Source organism: Phaeodactylibacter sp. (assembly GCF_040219495.1).
Taxonomy (GTDB): domain Bacteria; phylum Bacteroidota; class Bacteroidia; order Chitinophagales; family Saprospiraceae; genus Phaeodactylibacter.
Genome location: NZ_JAVJSK010000118.1, coordinates 1 through 20,163, shown reverse-complemented (window position 1 = coordinate 20,163; position 20,163 = coordinate 1). Strand labels below are relative to the sequence as shown.

19 protein-coding genes are annotated in these 20,163 nt (G+C 52.9%); 6 read left to right on the top strand and 13 right to left on the bottom strand.

Annotation, left to right across the window (positions count from 1 at the left end; all coding sequences use genetic code 11):
• Window positions 1-86: 86 nt before the first annotated feature.
• Complete coding sequence (locus tag RIC19_RS18390; protein WP_350179818.1) at window positions 87-1,208, top strand: PDZ domain-containing protein; 1,122 nt, start codon at window positions 87-89, stop codon at window positions 1,206-1,208.
• A gap of 77 nt (window positions 1,209-1,285) precedes the next feature.
• On the opposite strand, the gene dnaK is transcribed toward RIC19_RS18390, so the two are convergent.
• Window positions 1,286-3,220, bottom strand: coding sequence for a molecular chaperone DnaK (dnaK, locus tag RIC19_RS18385; RefSeq protein ID WP_350179817.1), 1,935 nt, complete (start codon window positions 3,218-3,220; stop codon window positions 1,286-1,288).
• A gap of 374 nt (window positions 3,221-3,594) precedes the next feature.
• On the opposite strand from dnaK, the gene queD reads away from it, so the two are divergent.
• Entirely contained in the window at window positions 3,595-3,963 is a 369-nt protein-coding gene (gene queD / locus RIC19_RS18380; RefSeq protein WP_350179816.1) for a 6-carboxytetrahydropterin synthase QueD, read from the top strand.
• Window positions 3,964-4,050: 87 nt separating this feature from the next.
• Here the strand turns inward: queD and RIC19_RS18375 are convergent, their stop codons facing one another.
• Both RIC19_RS18375 and RIC19_RS18370 read right to left on the bottom strand, forming a co-directional pair.
• Entirely contained in the window at window positions 4,051-5,355 is a 1,305-nt protein-coding gene (locus tag RIC19_RS18375; protein WP_350179815.1) for a lipopolysaccharide biosynthesis protein, read from the bottom strand.
• Between the two features lie 5 nt (window positions 5,356-5,360).
• Window positions 5,361-6,698, bottom strand: a complete 1,338-nt coding sequence (locus RIC19_RS18370) for a saccharopine dehydrogenase C-terminal domain-containing protein (protein ID WP_350179814.1) — start codon at window positions 6,696-6,698, stop codon at window positions 5,361-5,363.
• Between the two features lie 109 nt (window positions 6,699-6,807).
• Between RIC19_RS18370 and RIC19_RS18365 the strand changes: the two genes are divergently transcribed.
• Window positions 6,808-7,290, top strand: coding sequence for a cytidine deaminase (locus RIC19_RS18365; RefSeq protein ID WP_350179813.1), 483 nt, complete (start codon window positions 6,808-6,810; stop codon window positions 7,288-7,290).
• On the opposite strand, the gene RIC19_RS18360 is transcribed toward RIC19_RS18365, so the two are convergent.
• Genes RIC19_RS18360 through kdsB form a run of 3 tightly spaced genes read right to left on the bottom strand, consistent with a single transcriptional unit; the run spans window position 7,271 to window position 8,830 of the window.
• Entirely contained in the window at window positions 7,271-7,834 is a 564-nt protein-coding gene (locus tag RIC19_RS18360) for an NUDIX hydrolase (RefSeq protein WP_350179812.1), read from the bottom strand. The two genes, RIC19_RS18365 and RIC19_RS18360, sit on opposite strands and share 20 nt — an antisense overlap.
• Complete coding sequence (locus RIC19_RS18355; RefSeq protein ID WP_350179811.1) at window positions 7,831-8,079, bottom strand: hypothetical protein; 249 nt, start codon at window positions 8,077-8,079, stop codon at window positions 7,831-7,833. Before RIC19_RS18355 ends, RIC19_RS18360 begins: the two co-directional genes overlap by 4 nt.
• Complete coding sequence (gene kdsB, locus RIC19_RS18350) at window positions 8,072-8,830, bottom strand: 3-deoxy-manno-octulosonate cytidylyltransferase (RefSeq protein ID WP_350179810.1); 759 nt, start codon at window positions 8,828-8,830, stop codon at window positions 8,072-8,074. The genes RIC19_RS18355 and kdsB overlap by 8 nt, the downstream gene beginning before the upstream one ends.
• A 180-nt stretch (window positions 8,831-9,010) precedes the next feature.
• Here kdsB and RIC19_RS18345 point away from each other — a divergent pair, with 180 nt between their 5' ends.
• Window positions 9,011-9,943, top strand: coding sequence for a lytic transglycosylase (locus tag RIC19_RS18345; protein WP_350179809.1), 933 nt, complete (start codon window positions 9,011-9,013; stop codon window positions 9,941-9,943).
• Window positions 9,944-9,977: 34 nt separating this feature from the next.
• Entirely contained in the window at window positions 9,978-11,336 is a 1,359-nt protein-coding gene (locus RIC19_RS18340; RefSeq protein WP_350179808.1) for a pyridoxal-phosphate dependent enzyme, read from the top strand.
• On the opposite strand, the gene RIC19_RS18335 is transcribed toward RIC19_RS18340, so the two are convergent.
• Window positions 11,337-12,188: a C40 family peptidase gene (locus RIC19_RS18335; protein WP_350179807.1), complete on the bottom strand. Its 852-nt coding sequence runs from the start codon at window positions 12,186-12,188 to the stop codon at window positions 11,337-11,339.
• Between the two features lie 211 nt (window positions 12,189-12,399).
• Here RIC19_RS18335 and RIC19_RS18330 point away from each other — a divergent pair, with 211 nt between their 5' ends.
• A complete protein-coding gene (locus tag RIC19_RS18330; protein WP_350179806.1) occupies window positions 12,400-13,440 on the top strand; it encodes a PorP/SprF family type IX secretion system membrane protein in 1,041 nt (346 codons plus the stop codon).
• On the opposite strand, the gene RIC19_RS18325 is transcribed toward RIC19_RS18330, so the two are convergent.
• The 6 genes from RIC19_RS18325 to RIC19_RS18300 all read right to left on the bottom strand — a co-directional run bounded on the left by RIC19_RS18325 (window position 13,437) and on the right by RIC19_RS18300 (window position 19,975).
• A complete protein-coding gene (locus RIC19_RS18325; RefSeq protein ID WP_350179805.1) occupies window positions 13,437-14,075 on the bottom strand; it encodes a polyphosphate polymerase domain-containing protein in 639 nt (212 codons plus the stop codon). The two genes, RIC19_RS18330 and RIC19_RS18325, sit on opposite strands and share 4 nt — an antisense overlap.
• Before the next feature lie 2 nt (window positions 14,076-14,077).
• Window positions 14,078-15,238, bottom strand: coding sequence for a 3,4-dihydroxy-2-butanone-4-phosphate synthase (gene ribB / locus RIC19_RS18320; RefSeq protein ID WP_350179804.1), 1,161 nt, complete (start codon window positions 15,236-15,238; stop codon window positions 14,078-14,080).
• Window positions 15,210-16,415: a glycosyltransferase gene (locus RIC19_RS18315; RefSeq protein ID WP_350179803.1), complete on the bottom strand. Its 1,206-nt coding sequence runs from the start codon at window positions 16,413-16,415 to the stop codon at window positions 15,210-15,212. Before RIC19_RS18315 ends, ribB begins: the two co-directional genes overlap by 29 nt.
• Before the next feature lie 3 nt (window positions 16,416-16,418).
• Complete coding sequence (locus RIC19_RS18310; protein ID WP_350179802.1) at window positions 16,419-17,636, bottom strand: glycosyltransferase family 4 protein; 1,218 nt, start codon at window positions 17,634-17,636, stop codon at window positions 16,419-16,421.
• A gap of 75 nt (window positions 17,637-17,711) precedes the next feature.
• On the bottom strand, window positions 17,712-18,080 hold the full coding sequence (locus tag RIC19_RS18305; protein WP_350179801.1) for a cupin domain-containing protein: 369 nt from the start codon (window positions 18,078-18,080) through the stop codon (window positions 17,712-17,714).
• Window positions 18,081-18,133: 53 nt separating this feature from the next.
• Window positions 18,134-19,975 (bottom strand): M1 family metallopeptidase, encoded by a 1,842-nt coding sequence (locus tag RIC19_RS18300; protein WP_350179800.1) that lies wholly within the window; start codon window positions 19,973-19,975, stop codon window positions 18,134-18,136.
• Between the last annotated feature and the right edge of the window lie 188 nt (window positions 19,976-20,163).

The following is a 20,163-nucleotide window of genomic DNA, read 5'->3' as shown; positions in this document are numbered from 1 at the left end:
AACCCATAAAAATAGATATAGCCAAAAATCCAATCGGCCAAATGAATCGTAAACCTGGTAATTTTTCACCCGATAATACAAGATTCATGAAAAACCTGATTTTCCTCCTTGCTCTTTTACTGTCCTGTCAGCTCTTCGCTCACAATGATAATGACCCGGTCATTGGGTTCAGGTCCAGCAAAATTGGGCCGGAGAAAGCTGCAAAACTAGGCTACCCCCTACCCTACGGCAGCCGTATCGACCGTCTTTACCCGGGTACACCGGCACAGGTAGCTGGCCTGCAACCTTTGGACTACATCTATGAAGTCAGTGGTGAATCTGTCAGTGCGCGCAGAGACCTAAGCGATTTACTGGAAGGCTACAAGCCTGGCGATAAAGTGTCTGTCGGCTTTTACAGGAAGGGCGTGCCTTTGAGCCGGACCTTATTTCTAAGCCGCCGCGGAGATTTAAATATGCCCCACCGTCCTGATTCAGAAGATCCTTTTCTTGGTGTTAGTCCGGTGCACGATGAAGTACCGGAAGGCGTGGTGGGCACTCCCATTACCGTGGTGCACAACTCTACCGCTCAGGCGATGGGCCTGGAACGGGGCGATATCATCACCGCAGTGGATGGCAACCCGGTAGCCGACTGGAACGACCTCAGCCCAATGATCAATATGCGTAAAGTTGGAGCACCAATTCAGGTGTCCGTTTACCGGGATGGAGCGCTGTTCACCCGCAGCCGCCCGATCAAATCTCAGGCAGCCACACAGGGTAACCATAGCCGCCCTAATGGCCCGGCAATCATTCTGCCCCAACCTTTAGCCCCAGGCCTTGACCCCATTGCACAGGTCACGCTTAAACCCCTCACGCCAAAGGAGGCAACCGTGCTACCCATTGCCGTAGCGGCTACCACTAATGATGTTGCCACCGCACGGAACGCAGACCGTCGGGAGCCTTTAATCCGGGACCTCGCCATTGAGGCGCTTAACATTTTCCCCAACCCCACCACTGGTATATTCGATCTTCAGTTTGAACTGCCACAGCAGGGACAAACAGCAGTATATCTTTACAATCCAGCCGGACAACCCGTGTACTTCAACACACTAGGTGAATTTTCAGGCACCTTTAGTGACCGTATTGATATTGCTAATGGCGTGCGCGGCATCTATTTTCTGGAGGTCCGGCAGGGGCAGCGTTCCCTGACTCGTAAAGTGATTCTGCAATAGCGTCGTCCATAATAACAAAGGCTCGCCCCGAAACCGGAGCGAGCCTGCTTATTGTTCAGACGTTTAACCGCTAAAGATTAGCTCTTTTTGCCGTTATCGTCTACTTCTTCGAATTCTACGTCGGTCACATCATCTGCGCCACCTCCTGCATCAGCACCGGCATTGCCTTGTGCCTGCTCAGCAGCACCTTCTGCACCACCACCCGCTTCCTGGGTCGCGTTGTAGATATCCTGACTGGCTTCCTGCCATGCGGCATTCAGCGCTTCTGTAGCCTGATCGAGGCGGTTGAGGTCTTCTGCTTTGTGCGCTTCACGGACTTCAGCCACTGCCTTTTCGATCTTCTCTTTCTTATCGGCAGGCAGCTTATCGCCGTACTCCTTCAACTGCTTCTCCGTTTGGAAAGCCAGGTTGTCAGCAGCGTTCATCTTCTCAACACGCTCGCGCGCCAGCTTGTCCTCATCGGCATTAGCTTCTGCTTCTGCCTTCATCCGGGCGATCTCTTCCTGAGACAAACCAGTGGAGGCTTCGATGCGGATAGATTGCTCTTTGCCAGTGCCTTTATCCTTAGAGGAAACGGTCAGAATACCGTTTGCATCCATATCAAAAGTCACTTCGATCTGAGGCACACCGCGTGGTGCAGGTGGAATACCATCCAGGATAAACCGACCTACAGCTCGGTTGTCTTTTGCCATCGGGCGCTCGCCCTGCAGTATGTGAATCTCTACACTTGGTTGGTTATCCGCAGCAGTAGAATAGATTTTCGACTTCTTGGTAGGAATCGTCGAGTTGGCTTCGATAACTACATCGTATACTCCACCCATGGTCTCAATACCCATTGAAAGCGGCGTCACGTCGAGCAGCAGTACATCTTGCACATCACCACTGAGGACTCCTCCCTGAATGGAAGCACCAATAGCTACCACTTCATCCGGGTTAACCCCTTTGTTCGGCTTTTTGCCAAAGAACTCTTCCACGGCCTGCTGAATGCGCGGAATCCGTGTAGAACCACCAACGAGGATGACCTCATCGATGTCGGTCTTGCTCAGTTTAGCGTCTTCGAGTGCTTTCCGGCAAGGCTCAAGGGTGCGCTGTACCAGGTTGTCCGCCAACTGCTCAAACTTAGAGCGGGTCAGCTTCAGGACCAGGTGCTTGGGCACACCGTCAACCGCCGTGATGTAAGGCAGGTTTACTTCTGTTTCGGAAGAAGCAGAAAGCTCGATTTTAGCTTTTTCTGCCGCATCTTTCAGGCGCTGCAGTGCCATAGGGTCCTTGCGCAAGTCAATATTCTCCTGCTCCTTGAAGGAATCAGCCAGGTGATCAATGATTACCCGGTCAAAGTCGTCACCACCGAGGTGCGTGTCACCATTGGTAGATTTCACTTCAAATACGCCCTCACCCAGTTCCAGAATAGAAATATCGAAAGTACCACCACCCAGGTCATAGACCGCGATGGTTGCGTCCATATCGCGCTTATCCATGCCGTAAGCCAGTGCAGCCGCGGTAGGTTCGTTGATGATCCGGCTCACTTTTAGACCAGCAATTTCACCGGCTTCTTTAGTCGCCTGACGCTGAGAGTCATTAAAGTAGGCGGGTACCGTCACTACAGCCTCGGTCACTTCGCTGCCCAGGAAGTCTTCTGCTACTTTCTTCATTTTCTGAAGGACCATAGCTGAAATTTCCTGCGCCGTGTACATACGTCCGTCAATGTCTACACGAATGGTATCGTTATCTCCTTTGGCAATCTTATAAGAGGAGCGGTCGATTTCACCTTCTACCTCACTATACCGTTGCCCCATGAAACGCTTGATGGAAGAAATAGTACGCTGCGGGTTAGTGATCGCCTGACGCTTTGCAGGGTCACCAATTTTACGTTCACCATTATCCATAAATGCGACTACTGAAGGCGTAGTGCGCCGTCCTTCGTCATTTGGAATGACAACGGGCTCATTACCCTCCATCACAGCCACACAGGAGTTGGTCGTACCTAAGTCGATCCCAATAATTTTACCCATATTGTGTGTTTTTAATTTTGTTCTTTTTGGATTTCTCTCTTCTTAATAGCAAGCTACATGCCAACCCCGGCTGCCTGACACTTTCGCTGAAAAACCGCATCTTTTACTGACAAGTATACGCCTGTCAGCCCCGGACAAGCTGACAGAATGACAAAACGGCAGAAAATATTCCACCCTTCGTAGCCTCCCCAATCAGGGATAAGCTACCTGAGCCATCCCTGTTCAGCCGGGTCCGGGTACGTTTTGGCAGCGCTACCGGCGGCGCTCGTTGCGGTGCCCACATGCTGATGGCAAAAATCCAGGTAGTGACGATTCTCACCGGCCCGAAGGGTAAGCCGAATTATCTTTGCAGGCCTTAAAGATGAAGAATAAGCATGCTGATATTCAAAGAATTTACATTCGATGCCGCCCACTTTCTGCCTAAGGTGCCGGAAGGACACAAATGCCGCAACCTGCACGGTCATACCTACCGGATTAAGCTCTTCCTGGAAGGGGCAGTGGACCCGGAAATGGGATGGGTGACCGATTTCGGGGACATCAAACAAGCCTGGAAAAAAGTAGAGCCCCTCATTGACCACCGCTACCTAAACGATGTACCTGGGCTGGAGAACCCCACAGCCGAAAACATCGCGCCCTGGATTTGGCAGCAGCTCAAACCTAATCTGCCACATCTATCCAAAATCGAGCTTTGGGAGACCCCAACGGCAGGCGTTCTTTACGAAGGGGAAGACCATAGCCATTGAGGTAAAGAGCAGGTCGTTGGCTGTACGCGGGCACCGGATACAGAATGGCCATACCTTTACCTCATTCCTGAATTACAGACTAGCAGATCAGAGGGTCCAACCATAGCTGAGCAGCAACAGCAGCGTATACCCTGCCCACCAGCCAACCGGTGTGTAGGCTCCGGGAGCAATACCAAACCGGTAATACAACCAGGCACATAAAACTAGCTTATCCACGGTGTAGGCAATGACCGTTGCCCAGGCTATGCCCAGCAGCCCTAAGGGCACAACCAATAAGAACCCCAGTACCACATTCAACCCCAACTCTACCAGGGAAAAGTAGAAGACCGCCCGGTTGGCATCCAGCCCGATTAGCACCGTACGCGGGAATAGCATACGGCTGATCAGCACAAGCAGAAAGACATTAAAAACAGCTATACTGTCTTCAAAAGCTTCGCTGAACACCCAGGTAAACCAGTACCGGCTGCTGAGCAGGAGTGCCAGGGTAAGTGGAAAAAGTAAATGGTAGAGCCGAAGGGACTTCTGCCGCATCTCGGGCAGGGCCCGCTCCAGATTAGCAGATACGCCGGGTAGCATTGCGGTACCGAAAGCTGCCGCCAGGGCCATAGCCAGCGGAAGCTCCCGGGCCCCGTACCGGAAAACCGCAAACATATCCGGGTCACCAGCAAAGTGGTAATTGACCAGCCAGGGATCAAAGGACAAACTCAGCGTACCTACGCCGGCGTACAATACGAGCGGCCAGCCTGAGGTTAGCCACATCCGTATGCCCTGCGCATGCCAGCCCCTTTGCCCAACCCTGCCCAGGCGGGCGAGCAACCAGATGAACCGAAGCCCCCCTATCCCTGCCAGCGCCCAAACGGCAGTCTCCAGCCCTTGGCCCAGCCAGACGGGCAGCACCACTGCGATCAACTGTGCACTGTACGTCAGCGCCCCAAAAATCAGCAATTCGCCGGGGCGGTCCCAAAGCAGGTAAAAGTTCTCCAACAGGAACGTGGCTAAATTGAGCCACAAGAACAACAGAAAAGGCAGCAAAAAAGGCAGGTCCGCCTGCCCGGTCAGCAAAGGGACAAACCAATGCCTGCCCCACCAAAACCCGAGCATCAGCACCGCACCTATACTGCCAAAAACTACCGCTACATTCGTCAGGAAAACCGCCCGCTTGACGGGCTCAATCTTACTGAAACGGGACAGCAAAGCCTGCATCAGCCCGGTAACCCAGAAGGACGTCAGTACATAGCCGACATACAACAGCTGCTCGTACCAGCCAATACCCTCCTTTGATAAGGCTGTTTTCGCCAGCAAAATAGATATCAGAATGGCACTACCCTGCCGCAACAGGGCGTTGCCCTGCATAGCCTTTACCTTATCGATACGGAGCAGTGCCTTCAGCATGCCGCTTAAAGGTCCCGTACCTCATCCTTAAATACGACCCCGAATTGCTCGAGCTCGTCCAGAACAGGCTCATACACTTCCGGAATGACCGGAATATTCACACCTTTTGATTCAATGCGGCCTTCCATAACCAGCTTGACAAAAATGCCCAGCGGCAAACCGACCAATTTGGCCATAGCCGTATCGTTGGAATCGTTGCCCTTCATGACCAGGGTGGAAATGAGCTCTTTCTTTTTGCCCTCCAGCTCGTACTCAAACTCATGCTGCATGATGATCATGTCTTTGTCGTCACGCTCAAGCTTCCATTTTTCCATCAAAATGTTTTCCAGAATGAGCGCAGGCGTCGCATTAGCCAGCCCCACTTTCTTTTTACGGAACAGCCCCAGCCAGTCGAGCTTCTGCATCACCTCGTCATCAGGAGCGATCTTAAGCAGCTCTGCCACCCGGTCGCGTACCGACCCCGACTTATACTTCGGGCTGAGGTAGCCTTCCATTAATTCGTGGTAGCTCACCTTTTCACTCTCCAGAATGGGATAGGAGCCATCCGTCAGCCCGATTTTGACCAGCGCGTGCCAGGCATCGCAAAAACCCCGGTAACGAATAGTGCCCCGGAGAATATTCGGAATATCCGACAAGCCGTAAATATCCCGGTAGAGCAGTGAATCCCGGTTGGCATACACTTCAAACTCGCCCATACCGGGCACATCCACCAGCCGGTATTCCTTAAAGAGGCGGTTGTAGGGAATGTACTTGTGCTTGCCATTTTCCAGATACTGAGCTGTACCCTGCCCGGCCAGCACCACATTGCGCGGGTTCCAGGTAAATTTATAATGCCAGGGGTTGTTATCGCTTTCGGGCGCCACCAGCCCGCCGGTGTAAGAACGGAATGCGGTGATCTTGCCCCCCTGCTTTTTGATTTCGTTAATTTGCCGCATGGCCGACATGTGATCAATGCCGGGGTCCAGCCCCATCTCTCCCATAAAGATGAGCTCCCGGTCGCGGGCTTCGTCCCCGAGGCGGTAGAGCTCCTGAGAAACATAAGAAGCGGTGATCAGGTGTTTTTTGAGCTTGATGCAGTCGTGCGCCACCTCAAGGTGCAGGTGGGCTGGCAGAAGGGAAACCACCAGGTCTGCCCGCCCGATCAGGTCGCGGCGGTCATTCACTTTGGTGACATCCAGCCATGCTGGCCGGCCATTTGGGTGCCCGCTCACCCTTGCCTCAGCCAGCTGCGGATCGGCATCAGCTACGGTCACAAACCAGTTTCTTTCTTTAGCCTGCCCCAGTACATAATTGATACAAGCACTCGATGAGCGGCCTGCTCCAATGATCAATATATTCGTCATGGTTGGTTTTTTCTGTTTATTGAGGTAATTTGCCGATTCGCGCAAGATAAAACTTTGCCTGAAACTGAGGGGGCCGTCCGAACGCTAAATTCCAAATTGCAAGTATGCTATGAGATACCGAAAGTTGCAAACGACCGTCTGTATATATGATTCTGCAAAAGAACTGCCTGAAGAGGACCAAGTGTTGCTGCTGCAAGCCGGAAAAGCTATGGATATGGCCTATGCGCCCTACTCTCAATTCAGAGTAGGCGCTGCCGTCCGCCTTTCAGATGGGACGGTAGTCCTCGGGGCCAACCAGGAAAATGCAGCTTACCCCATGTGCCTGTGCGCCGAACGCGTTGCACTTGGCAATGCGGCGTTGAACCATCCGGATCAAAAGCTGCTGACCATAGCCATACGGGTAAAGAATGAAAAAAAGCCGGTCCCCGAACCCGCAGCGCCCTGTGGCTCCTGCCGGCAGGCGATCTCAGAGATGGAGGAAAGGCAACAACAGCCCATCCGTATCCTTATGCAGGGTGACGACGAGACCCTTTACGAAGTGCAAAGCGGGCAGGAATTGTTGCCTCTTGGCTTTAATCGTCAGTTTCTGTAGCCCTTACGGGGTAGTCTAATTGTCCGAGGTGCAGCTCATGATGCCCGCGCTTCCGGTCAGCGAAGTATCGCTGCAAACTAAAAACGGAAGAGGTGAATGCAATGTCCTCCCATGGTATTTCTGCCTCAGTGAACAGGCGGACTTCCAGGCTCTCCTCTCCTACCCCAAAGGCATCCGGCCCTTCCAGCTGCCCCAAAAAATGCATGTACACCTGATTGATATGCGGAATGCTGTAAATGGAGTGGATGCCAGTGATTTCGACCCTGGCTTTGGCCTCTTCCCGGACTTCCCGCAGGGCGCCTTCTTCCACGGTTTCGCCATTCTCCATGTAGCCACTGGGCACATTCCAGTAGCCTTTCCTGGGTTCAATGGAGCGCTTGGCCAGCAAGACTTTATCTTCCCAAACCGGCAGGCAGCCCGCTACGATTTTGGGGTTGGAATAATGGATGCGCTGACAACTGCCGCAGACATAGCGCGGCCGGTTGTCACCTGCAGGGACTTTAAACTCCAGCTGATCAGAACCACAGTGGCTACAGTAATTCATGCTTCCTTCTCTTTTTCACGGGCCCGCTCGTAGCGTACGCGCTGTAAAATCGAATCCCCGAAGATGCTCAGCCCACTGTTGAAGACCACCAGCGCTATTGTACCGTAAGCCACCCACTCCCAGGTAGGCACCCCTTCGTATTTGTCCATTGCCGCTTCGGCTATGAGGCAGGCACCAAAGCCAATGAGTACCAAACCGGCCGGAGCGCGAAGTAGCCAGCGGCGGTAGTATTGCTGTTTATCCATGCTTGTCGCTTTTGTCCAACCATTGCGCAGCGGCTTCCAGGTCTTCGGGGGTATCAATACCAATGGTTTCCGTATTTGTGGTCCCCACGTGGATGTGGTAACCGGCTTCCAGCCACCGCAGCTGCTCCAGGGATTCCATCTGCTCATAATTGCCGGGGGGCAACTGAGCCACTTCCAGCAGTACGGACCGCTGAAACCCGTAAATCCCCAAATGTTTGAAAAAAACACCATGGTCCATCCATTGTTCAGGGGGCACGCCCCGTAAGAACGGAATGGGCGAGCGGCTGAAATAAAGCGCCTTACCTGAAGCCGCCTTCACCGCCTTTACAACATTGGGGTTGTGCAACGCCTCTGCATCTCTCAGGCGTACGACCAGGGTGCTGATCTGCGCAGGGTTTGACCCCAGCAGCGGGGCGGCCACCCCGTCAATCTGAGCGGGGTCAATGAAGGGTTCGTCCCCCTGAATATTGATAACGATACTATCTTCAGGATACTGCAGGACCACTTCGGCACAGCGGTCTGTGCCGCTGCGGTGCCCGGGGTCGGTCATGACCGCTTTGGCCCCAAACCGGGCGGCGGCCTCCATAATGCGTTCGTCATCGGTTGCGATACAAACTTCATCAATTTGCCGGGCCCGCTGCGCCCGCTCATAGACGTGTTGCAGAACCGTTTTGCCCCTCAGCAGCGCTAAAGGCTTGCCAGGAAAGCGTGTACTTGCGTACCGGGCTGGAATCACCGCTATTGATTTCATATATTTGTTTAAATTTTCCCTTCTTTGACAAATTTCTTAGGAAATGAGCGCAGCAGAAGGCATGCGAAAAGGAAGAGCAGCACTTCACAATGCTCATTTGCACAGGTTACGAAATTAGTCAAAGAAGCTATTTCTTTTCCGGTTCACCAAAATATGGAACCCAAACAGGATTCTCCTACTATGATGAAAACAACTGCCCCAAAGCGCCGAAAGCCTTTGGACTGCCCCAGCCTCATGTGTACGTGCCCTGTAGCTGCAGCCTTGCTCAAAATGGCTTGTTTGTTCGCCTTTCTAAGCCTGCCTAAGCCTGTGCAGGCAACGGGCGACAGCCTCAGTTACCTCACGCCCAAAGATACCATATTTCTCTCGGTGGGGCAGTTTGATGAAAAATACTTCAGCCACTACCTGGAACCCCGGCAAACCTTATTCTCGCTGGCCAAATTTTACGGCCTGTCCCTCCAGGAGCTGTATTTCCATAATCCGGGGCTCAGCCCGCAGACTATGAGGGTAGGCATGCCGGTGCGTATCCCTATCCCCAAGCGGGCCATTGAACGGTACCAGGAGCAAGAGTTGATCCCCGGCCGCTTTGCACCGGTCTACTATGTCGTGCGCAAGGGCGATACCCTGTATAAAATTTCGAAATCCTACTTCGATATCCCTATGGAGGAAATCATGATGCGCAATGGATTGCTGGACCATACCCTGAAGCGGAACCAAACCCTGCACATTGGCTGGCTGAGCCTTAATGGTGTACCTGACAGCCTGCGGGCCTACGCCGGTGGGGAACTGGGCAAACGCAACGCGGCTTACCGAAAACTCTATCAGTACGACATGGCTAACGACCGTGAGCGTGAGCATCAGGGGGTTGCCTTCTGGCCTAAAGATATGAAGGGTGAGGCAGACCTGATGGCCATGCACCGCAAAGCCGAAATCGGCTCCGTAATCTCCATCTATAACCCTATGAGCCGGCGAACGATCTATGCCAAAGTAGTGGGCCGCATACCGGATACCGTTTACAAAGACGATGTGGTCGTAGTGGTCTCTCCGCTTGTGGCCCGGTTGCTGGGCGCAATTGATCCCCGATTTTTTGTGAAGGTGAAATACCACCGATGAATTTCATACCTTTGCGGCAAACCAATTAAAGCCCATGGAATTTTACGATAATATCCTTCAAACCATTGGAAATACGCCCCTCGTCAAGCTCCATAAAGTTGTAAAAGGCATCCCTGCCACTGTCCTGATGAAGGTAGAAACCTTCAACCCCGGGCACTCCATTAAAGACCGTATGGCACTGAAGATGCTCGAAGATGCGGAAGCGCGCGGGGACATCAAACCCGGGGGCACCATCATTGAGTGTACGTCTGGCAATACAGGTATGGGCCTGGCGCTGGGCGCAGCAGTGAAAGGCTATAAGTGTATTTTCACAACCACCGATAAGCAATCGAAAGAGAAGATTGACCTGCTACGGGCAGTGGGAAGCGAAGTCATTGTGTGCCCAACCAATGTGGAAGCCGATGACCCGCGTTCCTATTACAGCGTTGCCCGCCGGCTGAGTACCGAGATCCCCAATAGCTACTGGTGCAACCAATACGATAACCTCTCTAACCGCACAGCCCACTACGAAAGTACTGGCCCTGAAATCTGGAAGCAGACCGAAGGCAAAGTCACTCATATGTTAGTAGGTGTGGGCACTGGGGGCACAATTTCCGGTACCGGGCGTTATCTCAAAGAACAAAACCCGGAGGTCAAAATCTGGGGCATTGATACCTATGGCTCTGTCTTTAAAAAGTACCACGAAACCGGCGAATTCGACGAAAAGGAAATCTATCCGTACATCACGGAAGGGATCGGTGAGGATATCATTCCTCAAAATGTAGACTTCAAGGTCATCGACCACTTTGAGAAAGTCACCGACAAAGACGGCGCACTGATGGCACGGCGCCTCGCCCGGGAAGAAGGCCTGCTCCTGGGCTATTCTGCCGGTTCTGCCGTTGCCGGGTTGCTGCAGCTCAAAGATCAGCTTAAACCGGACGATGTAGTTGTGGTGGTCATCCACGATCATGGCAGCCGGTATGTGGGCAAGATTTACAATGACGACTGGATGCGGGAGCGTGGTTTCCTGGAGCGTGAACTCTGCGTACGCGACCTGCTCCACATGAAGCACGACAGCCGCTTCATCACCCTAAGCGAAACGGATACCGTACAGTCTGCTTTCAAAATGATGAAAGAGCACGACATCTCTCAATTGCCTGTTATGCGCGATGGCGTGATGGTTGGATCGATCACTGAAACCGCTGTCCTCTCCTACCTGCTGGAAAACCCGATGAACCACGCAGAGCAAAATGTTGCGGCGATCATGGGCGCACCCTTTCCATTGGTGGAGGAAGACCTGCCGTTCTCTCAGCTCAGCAAGTATGTTGACCGGACTATCCCGGCTGTTATTGCGAAGGATAAAGCGGGAACCCTGCAGATTCTAACGCAGTACGACATCATTCGGGCGGTATAATCAAAACAGCTCCACCTGATTGGGGATATGCCCGCTGATGCGGCGGTTTTCCTGCTTAGGGGCAGAGGCCAACTTGATCATGCGCCGGACCACGCGGAGGCGGTGGGTGTAACGCTTAGCGGCACGGTCGTAGATGCCGTAGTGGTCGATTTTGTCGATACGCACACTGCCATACGCATGTATGACCTCTGAATCAGGCAGAATAATACCGCAGTGGGTGATACGCCCGGTACGGTTCTCAAAAAAAGCGACATCACCGGGCATAGACTGTTCCACAAAATCTACTGCGGTACCAATATAAACCTGCTGTGCGGCTTCCCGGGGCAGGGCAACGTTGGCAATTTTAAAGACCATTTGTACCAGCCCCGCAGCATCAATACCCAGGGGCGAACGGCCGCCGTGAAAGAAAGGGGCGTGCAGGTACCGCCGGGCAATTTTGAGGATAAACTCAGGTGAAGGCTTGATGTGTTCCGGAAAAACGGCCTGCCCACTGAAGGTATAAACCGTGTTGTCGAGCATAAAGCGCATGCCGTCGAAATTGGGCAGGCGGGCACCGATAACAATAGGGATGACCTCGTTGTCGGCCATAAGCGGCTGAAAAAGCTCCAGGCTGTAGGCAAAGTGCTCTTTAAAAAGCGTCAGTTCGCTAGGCGTAATGGCTTTAAGCTGATTAGCAGCAACCCAGCCTACGTAATTATCCCATATACAGCGGATCTTCGCCCATTGGCGCCCTTTGGTCTCCAACACCTCTGCCAGTTCGCCGAACAGCAGTTGGGACACGATCTCGCTCTTATCCGAAGAATTGCTCCGGATTGGCACATTGCTCAGGGGGCAGATAGCGTAAGAGGGCATGCATGCGGGTTTACGGAAATCAAGATATTTTCAAAAATAATAAATATCAACCAATTCCGTTCCTATTCTGACTCAGGAACGGGAAAATAATGAAGGAAGAAGCAAAAAGCCGTTTCCTTTATTTCCGTCAAACCACTTAATAAAAGGGAAATCCTCGTTTTAGTCCGGCCGCCTCTTTAACTTTGGCCACACAATCACATGAACCGATTCTATGAAGAAGCTATTCCTGCTCCTTTTTTGTATTGTCTCGCTAAGCGGCCTGCGCCTTACTGCACAGGATCAGCACTTTACCCAGTTTTTTGCGGCTCCGCTGACTCTCAACCCAGCCTTGAGCGGCACCTTTAATGGCAAGTACCGTGTCGCCCTCGTCTACAGGGACCAAAACCCCTATCAGACCTACGCGGGCGCAGTCGACCTCAGGTTTGGGCTCAACAGCATCGGCAAGCGCTATAAAGATGCTTTCGGCGTAGGTGTGGTTTTTTACAATGACCGGGTGCCTAAATTCGGTTTTTCCAACAACCAGATCAATGTGGCCGGGGCGTTCCATAAGAGCCTCAGCAAAAAAAACGACCAATTCCTCAGCGCAGGCTTTCAGGCCGGACTGGCGCAGCGCAACTTTGGCTACGAGCGGTTCAATTTTGAAGATCAGTTTGGCGGGGACAGTGGTTACAGCAACCCCACCAGTGAAATCCTGCCGGGCAACAACTTTACCTACGGGGATATCTCAGCGGGCCTCAACTACACTTATTCGCCCAAGCGCGGGGTTTCTCTCTTTGCCGGTGCGGCCATGCACCACATCCTGGAGCCCCAAGTGAGCTTTTTCTTCAATGAGGAAGAGCCGGAGCTGGGCAACTCGGACTTACTGCACCGCAAATACACGGCTTACGTCAACGTAAGTATCCCGGTGGGGCTGGGCATTCAGATTCAACCCCGGGCGCTGTTCTATGCACAGGGGCCCCATATGGCTGCCAACGCCGGTACCAATATCCGCTTCCTGATTGACGATATCTCTGGTGTGGCTCTGCATACCGGTGGATGGGTCCGGCCGGTGCGCGATGAACTCGACAATTTTATGCTGGACGCCGTAGTCGGTATGGTGGGTATTGAATTCAGCAACTTCCTGCTGGGCCTGAGCTACGATGCCCGAATTGATGGCATTGGCTCCCTACGCAAACAGCGGGGCGCTTTCGAGCTTTCTCTGGCTTACCTCGGTGAGTATGAGGACGAAGTGGTGCTTTGCCCTAAATTTTAACCATAACAAAGATTAATGCCCGTGACGTACTTCGAGTTTTTACTCAACCGGAAGGGCAAATGCTGCAGGATGAAGGCCGTGTCCTCATCCTGCAGTTCATCATATTTCACTTCTATCACTACTGCCGGGTCTGCTAAAGGCAATACCGGGCGGCGGTGCGACTGGAAAGGGCCAAAGTGCATTTGGGTATCTATCGTTAGCCGGAAGGGCAGGGCTGGCGCTGCCCAGTAGGACCTCCGGTAGGTATTGAACAACACTGGCTGAAGGTCGAGCCCCTTTTTGAGGATTTGCCGGCAGCGCTCTACTAAACCGGGCCAGTCTGCGGCAGTGTACGTACCTTCCGGGAGTGGATGGTAACGTTTAAACCCCACTTGGTTGTCTTTGATTTTTACCTCAAGAACAGGATTGGTGATTTCATGGAAGTCATCGCCGTACCAGCGCAAGCGGTACTTCAGGCGCCGGGGGGCTCCGGTCACGTTGTCCTGAAATGCGGCGAAATCAGGCGTATCGAAATACAGGTTATTGATTTGCCGGGGCGGGTATAAGGTACGGAAGCCAGCCGGGTGCTGACGGACCACCATACCAACCACCTGAGGATCGACTTGTTCTATGCGGTACTTGCGCTCGTACCGCATCGTTACATCGGTATATTTTCAACGACTTCCAGCCCATAACCAATCAGCCCAACCCGCTTACGGGGCGTATTGGTAATCAGCCGCAACTTGGTCACATTCAGGTCGTGCAGGATCTGAGCCCCCACCCCGAAGTCCCGCTGCGTCATCTCTGCCCGCTTGTGGAGTTCCGGCTTTTCACCATTATACTGCCGTTTCTGATAGTCGGCCAGGTGGTGGAGTATGGCATCTGATTTTTCGCTATGCCGCATGTAAAGCAGCAGCCCCTGATCTTCTTTGGCAATCATTTCTATAGCCTGTTGCAATTGCGAGCCGTAATTATTGAACAGGGAGCCCAGGATTTCGCCGGTTTCGGTAGAGGAATGTACCCGGACAAGCACCGGGTCACCGACTTTCCAGTCGCCCCGCTTAATCGCCAGGTGGATATCGTCAGTTGTTAGTTGGCGGAAAGCGATGACTTCAAAACCGCCGTACTGTGTGTCAATAGAGACCGTCAGCTCCCGCTTGATGAGGCGTTCATTGCGCATGCGGTAAGCCACCAGGTCTTTGATCGCAATCACCTTGAGGTCGAAGCGGTCAGCGATTTTCATCAACTGTGGCAAACGGGCCATTGTACCATCATCGTTGAGAATTTCCACCAGCACGCCTGCAGGCTCAAAACCAGCCAGTCGCGCCAGATCAATAGCGGCTTCGGTATGCCCGGTGCGGCGCAGCACGCCTCCGGTTTTTGCCCGCAGCGGAAAGATGTGGCCGGGGCGGGCGTAGTCCGTAGATTTGGTCTGCGGGTCTACCAGCTTTCGAATACCGGTAGCGCGGTCATAAGCCGAAATACCCGTTGTACAACCGTGCCCAATCAGGTCAATAGAAACGGTGAAAGCCGTTTCGTGCAGGGCGGTGTTGGAGGAAACCATCATACTCAGGTCCAATTCATCAGCACGCTTCTCGTCAATTGGCGAACAGATCAGGCCGCGGCCGTGGGTGGCCATAAAGTTGATGATCTCCGGCGTCACACATTCAGCTGCGCAGATAAAGTCGCCTTCGTTCTCCCGGTCTTCGTCGTCCACCACAATGATCACTTTGCCCGCTTTGATATCACGGATCGCCTCATCGATGGTATTGAGTTGAAAGCCTTGTTGTTTAGTTACGTTTAGTTGGTTGCCAGACATTTGAGCGTACTCCTTTAATGAATTTGAAAAAACCGGTAAGCAAAGCCAGGTTCATAGCCAGAAAATAGTGGGCACCCCGGAGGGGCAACCAATGCAGGCCGACCTGCCTCAGCAGCTGATCGAGGACTGGCACCAAAATGATGCCGCTTGTCAATACGGCAAACAAACCCTGCCAAAATAAGTTGCCTGAAAAGGCGAGGGCCCCGCTGCCTGCCAGGATCAAAAGTAGGAAAAATGGGCCAAGCCACCGTAGTGCTTTATGAGAAAAGAACGCAAACCGCAGCTGGCCAAACGGTGGCCACCACAGATGCGGGAATGTCGTAAGGTTCTGGAAATTACCCGCTGAGATGCGGGCTTTGCGGCGGTATTCTTCACTAATTTCGTGAGAAACCGCTTCGTAGCAGATAGCGCCCAGTTCGTTGATGGCCAGGCCGCCCTGCTCAAACATGCGCATGGTAATGTAGAAGTCGTCTACCAGATAAGTGGGCGGCACCTTGCTGAAATACCGGGCTCGAATGGCGTAACACCCCCCAAATGGGCCCATCATTCGGCCCCAGGCCAGCCCTTCATGGTACTTCAGGCGCACTTCTCCGGAAATATAAGTGTCCTCAGCTTGTGAGATTCCCTGCGCCTGCATACCCGTATGACGGATATGGGCATCGACCAGACCAATGCCCGGGTTGCGAAAGTGTTGTACCATCTTGAGCAGGGCATCCGGTGTCGGCATAACACTGGCATCCGTCACCACAAAAACAGGGTCTGTACCGTCCTCTACAAAGTGCGTCCTAGCGTGGCTTGCTAACTCGTTGATCACTTCAGGCTTACCCCGCCTTTCCCGAAAGGGGAAAAAATAAATGTGCCCCTGCTGCGCGGCAAAAGGGGCAATCAAAGCATTGGTACCGTCATCCGAACAGTCAGAACCAATAAAGATAGACAGCCGGCCCTCCGGATAATTCAGGGCAAGCAGATGCGCCATCTTTTCCTCAATGACCGCAGCTTCGTTATAAGCCGACATGATGACGGCGACCTGAGGCCAGGTAGCTCCCGGCTCAAAGACGGTCGTGTTGGGCGTTTTGCCCCGAGCTACCCACCGCATAAGGAGCGGGTACAAAAGGTAAGTGTGCACCAACCCCAGCGCACTCAGCCAAACAATGATATGTATAAAGGTGAGCCACATGCATCAGAGGGCTTCTACGCTTAATTCGGCGTAAGCCTTTACCAGGCGGCGGGCCACTTCCAGGCTATCGTATTGGTCCAGTACAAAGCGGCGGGCTTCCCGGCCCAGCTGTTCGAGCTGCCCTTTCTTCTGCAATGCCCGGGCATAGGCAACCTGCCGGGCAAAATCTGCCGGTGTATTCGCAATCAACGCGTGTACCCCCTGCTGCACGCCAATCCCCTCCATGCCCATTTGCGTACTGATGACCGCCTTGCCCAGCGCCATGCCTTCCAGGATTTTGGCGCGCATACCACTACCCGAAAGCAGCGGCACGACCATCAGGCTGTGCTGATTGATGAAGGTGGTGGCACTTGGCACTTCCCCTTCTACCACGATACCGGGGCGGTCCATACGAAGCAGCCACTTCGGGGTATTCCGCCCGGCGATGTGGAGGGTCAGGTCAGGATGTTCCCTCCGGACTTCGGGCCAGACTTCATCCAGGAACCACTGCAGGCCCTCCAGGTTCGGCATCCAGTCTAAAGAACCGATGAAGGAAAGCGAAAGGGGCTTTTGGAAGCTCGAAAAGTCCGGCGGGTACGCCCCGCTGTCCACCCCAATTGGTGTAACCGTTGCGGAGCCTTCGTACCCCAGCTGTTGAAAGCGCTCCAAGTCCCGGCGCGTGATCGCTGCCAGGTGATCATAGGCGGCCAGCTGACTGATTTCGTACTGCCGCAACCGCTCGGTAAGGTGCTGCAAGTACCAGCGCTTAGGCCAGAAAGCCGTGTTTTGGCTGATGCGCTCCCAAATCTCAAACTCCACATTGTGCGCCCGCATACTGACCACCGCATTGGAGTACTTCCGGATGACCGGAATATAGGGCGCCAAATAAGGCGTTTCCAGCTGTATCACGTCGAAGGTTGTGTTTTTCAGCAAGCCGGCGAGCTTATCTTCAAAGGCTTTGGAGCAAAAACGGGCAATGTGGTAGGAAGCCTCGCCTTTGAGGTGCCAAAGGGCTTGCAGGGGTTTCACCCGGTTATCAACTTCAACGGTATGGAGGCTGGCGTAGTGATCAAAAGACCGGGGCAATTCCTCCACCGGAAAAAAGTGCTTACTGGTATTCATCGCCAATAGATGCACCTCGTGCCCCAATGCTTTCATAGCGCGGCTGAGGGCCGTTACGGCAATAGACTCGCCATCTTTCAGAGGAAAAGGAAACTTTTTACAAAGTTGAAGAATTCTCATGCATCCGTTTTTTCCGGCAGCCTGCCCGGGCGGTCAAAGGTCTGCAAAAATAACGGTTTTTTCCAAAATGCCGGGCTAATCTACCTGTTCTGTACCGGCCGTCCAGGGAGGGCAGACGACACACCAGAAATTCAGTGGCCCCTTTCCGGTATTCTCAATGTACTGTTCAGCTCCGGGAGGGATAAAGATAACGCCGCCGGGTTGGGCATCCATGGTTTGACCCGCTACAAATGCCCGGCCTTCCCCCTGCACGATGATGTACGTTTCCGAACGCCCGTGTAAAATATGAGGCTTGGAAGCTTCTCCGGGCTGCAGCGTGGCATGCGCCAGGCTAAAACCAAAGTCTACCCCATCGTTTTTAGGGTGTAGCACTTCTCGAATTTCCGTATCGTCTCCGGCAGTAAAGGCAGCAATAGCTTGCAATTGCTTGTGAATGGGATGCATAGTCGTGGAGTGAATAGTGCCGGGCTGCAAGTACTGCGGCCCGGCCAGTGATCTTATTCGTCGCTTGTCATTTCGAAAGTGTTGTTCTTCCGGTCGATATCAGCCATGCCGAAGTCGGGGTCGATCACCACTTTTTCGATATCCTTAGCCTTTACGCCCAAGTCCAGTTCGTACTCCGGGTGCGTCCAGGGCCAGTCTTCGGCCAGCTCCATGCCCCCAAGTGGCTTGTGGCCGCGCATAATGCGCAAGGGGACCATTATACGCTTGCTTGGCCCGTCCGTAAGTACCACTTCAACAACCAGGGGCATCGGCATAAGGCCCACCCGGTTCAGTACCGCTACGGCGTTTCGGCCTTTGCGCTCCACCGTTTTAACACCATAGTCAATGGTATGAGTCGTATTGATCCAGTACTCCCGGTACCAGTCCAGTTCTATTCCGGATTGCTTCTCCATGATTCGAATGAAATCATTGGAATTCGGATGCTTGAACTTCCAGGTATTAAAGTAGCGGAGCATCCCCTGATCGAAAGCTGTTTCTCCAATGATGTACTTCAGTTGTTCCAGGAAGATGGCCCCTTTAACGTAGGAGGCCACACCATAGGCAGAGTTGGTATTGAAGTGGTCGGAATGTGTAATCAGGGGTTCTTCCAGCCCACTTTGGGAGAAATTGGCATAGCCCATATAGGAGCCCAGTTGAGGATTATCAGAAGGTTCACCGGGCAGCAGCCCTTTGGTGCGAAGGTGGTTCATCACATTACTGCTGGCCCAGCTGGTAAACCCTTCGTCCATCCAGGCGTAGAGTGCTTCGTTGGTGCCCAGCATCATTTGGTACCAGCTGTGCATCAGCTCATGCACAGAAACGCCGACCAGGCTTGCCAGGCTCCGCTCTCCGGTAATGAGGGTAGCCATAGGGTACTCCATGCCGCCGTCTCCTCCCTGTATGAAGGAGTATTGCTCGTAGGGGTATTGCCCGTAGTTTTCGTTGACAAAAGCAAAAACTTCGTCCATAATTGCAGGCAAAGCTTCCCAGTTGTCTTTCGTACGCTCGTTTTCCTGATAGAAAAAGTGCATCACCATACCGTCTTCGCGTTCGTAGGTGGTGTGCGTGTAGTCCGGGTCAGCGCCCCAGACAAAGTCGTGCACATTGGGCGCAACGAAGTGCCAGGAAAGTTGCTTCCCTTTCTGCTCTTTCACAGGCTTATCGGTATAGCCGTAGCCGATTCCCTTTGCATTCTGCAGGTAGCCGGTTGCGCCGATGATGTAGTCGCTGTTGATGTGAATGGTCACGTCAAAGTCGCCCCATATCCCATAAAATTCCCGGCCAACGTAAGGATTGGCGTGCCAGCCCTGATAGTCGTATTCGCACATCTTGGGGTACCACTGCGCCATGGAGTACGAAATGCCTTCTGCATTGTCCCGGCCAGAGCGGCGGATTTGCACCGGCACCTGTGATTCGAACGCCATTTCGAAGACGGCCTTGGATTTTGGCAGAATGGGCGTAGGCAGCTTTACTTCCAAAATAGTACCCACCACGGTATAATCGGCCTTCTTCCCATCCACAGTCAGGCTGTTGATTTTGTGGTAGCCCATCTCGTCCGGTTCGAGCTCACTAATACGTCCGCCAACCCGGGGATCTGAGTCCTTAAGGTTTTGGGAGCGGATATCCATCATACTATTGGGTTGAAAAGCATTGAAGTACAGGTGGTAAAAAACCTGATAAAGGGTATCCGGAGAGTTGTTGGTATAAACCAGCGTCTGCTTGCCATCCAATTGATGCTTTTTGACATCGAAGTCGATGTCCATGGTATATTTTGCAGCCTGCTGCCAGCGGTCTGCCTGAGCCTGAAGCCCAGCCAACGCAATGAAAAAGAAAAAAATGGAGTGCCAAATTTTCATATAATTATTGATTGTGTTTTTGAAGGAGTGAGGTAATGCCGTAAAACTAAGAGCTTGTTGGGAAATTTTGCGAACTGATTTTCAACGATTTGAGGTTCTGACTAAGAAATTAAACCTGAGCTTAGCGGGCTAAGTGAAGGTTTAATTTCGACGTCAGGTTCTTAAATCCTTGAAAATAAGGAAGCATC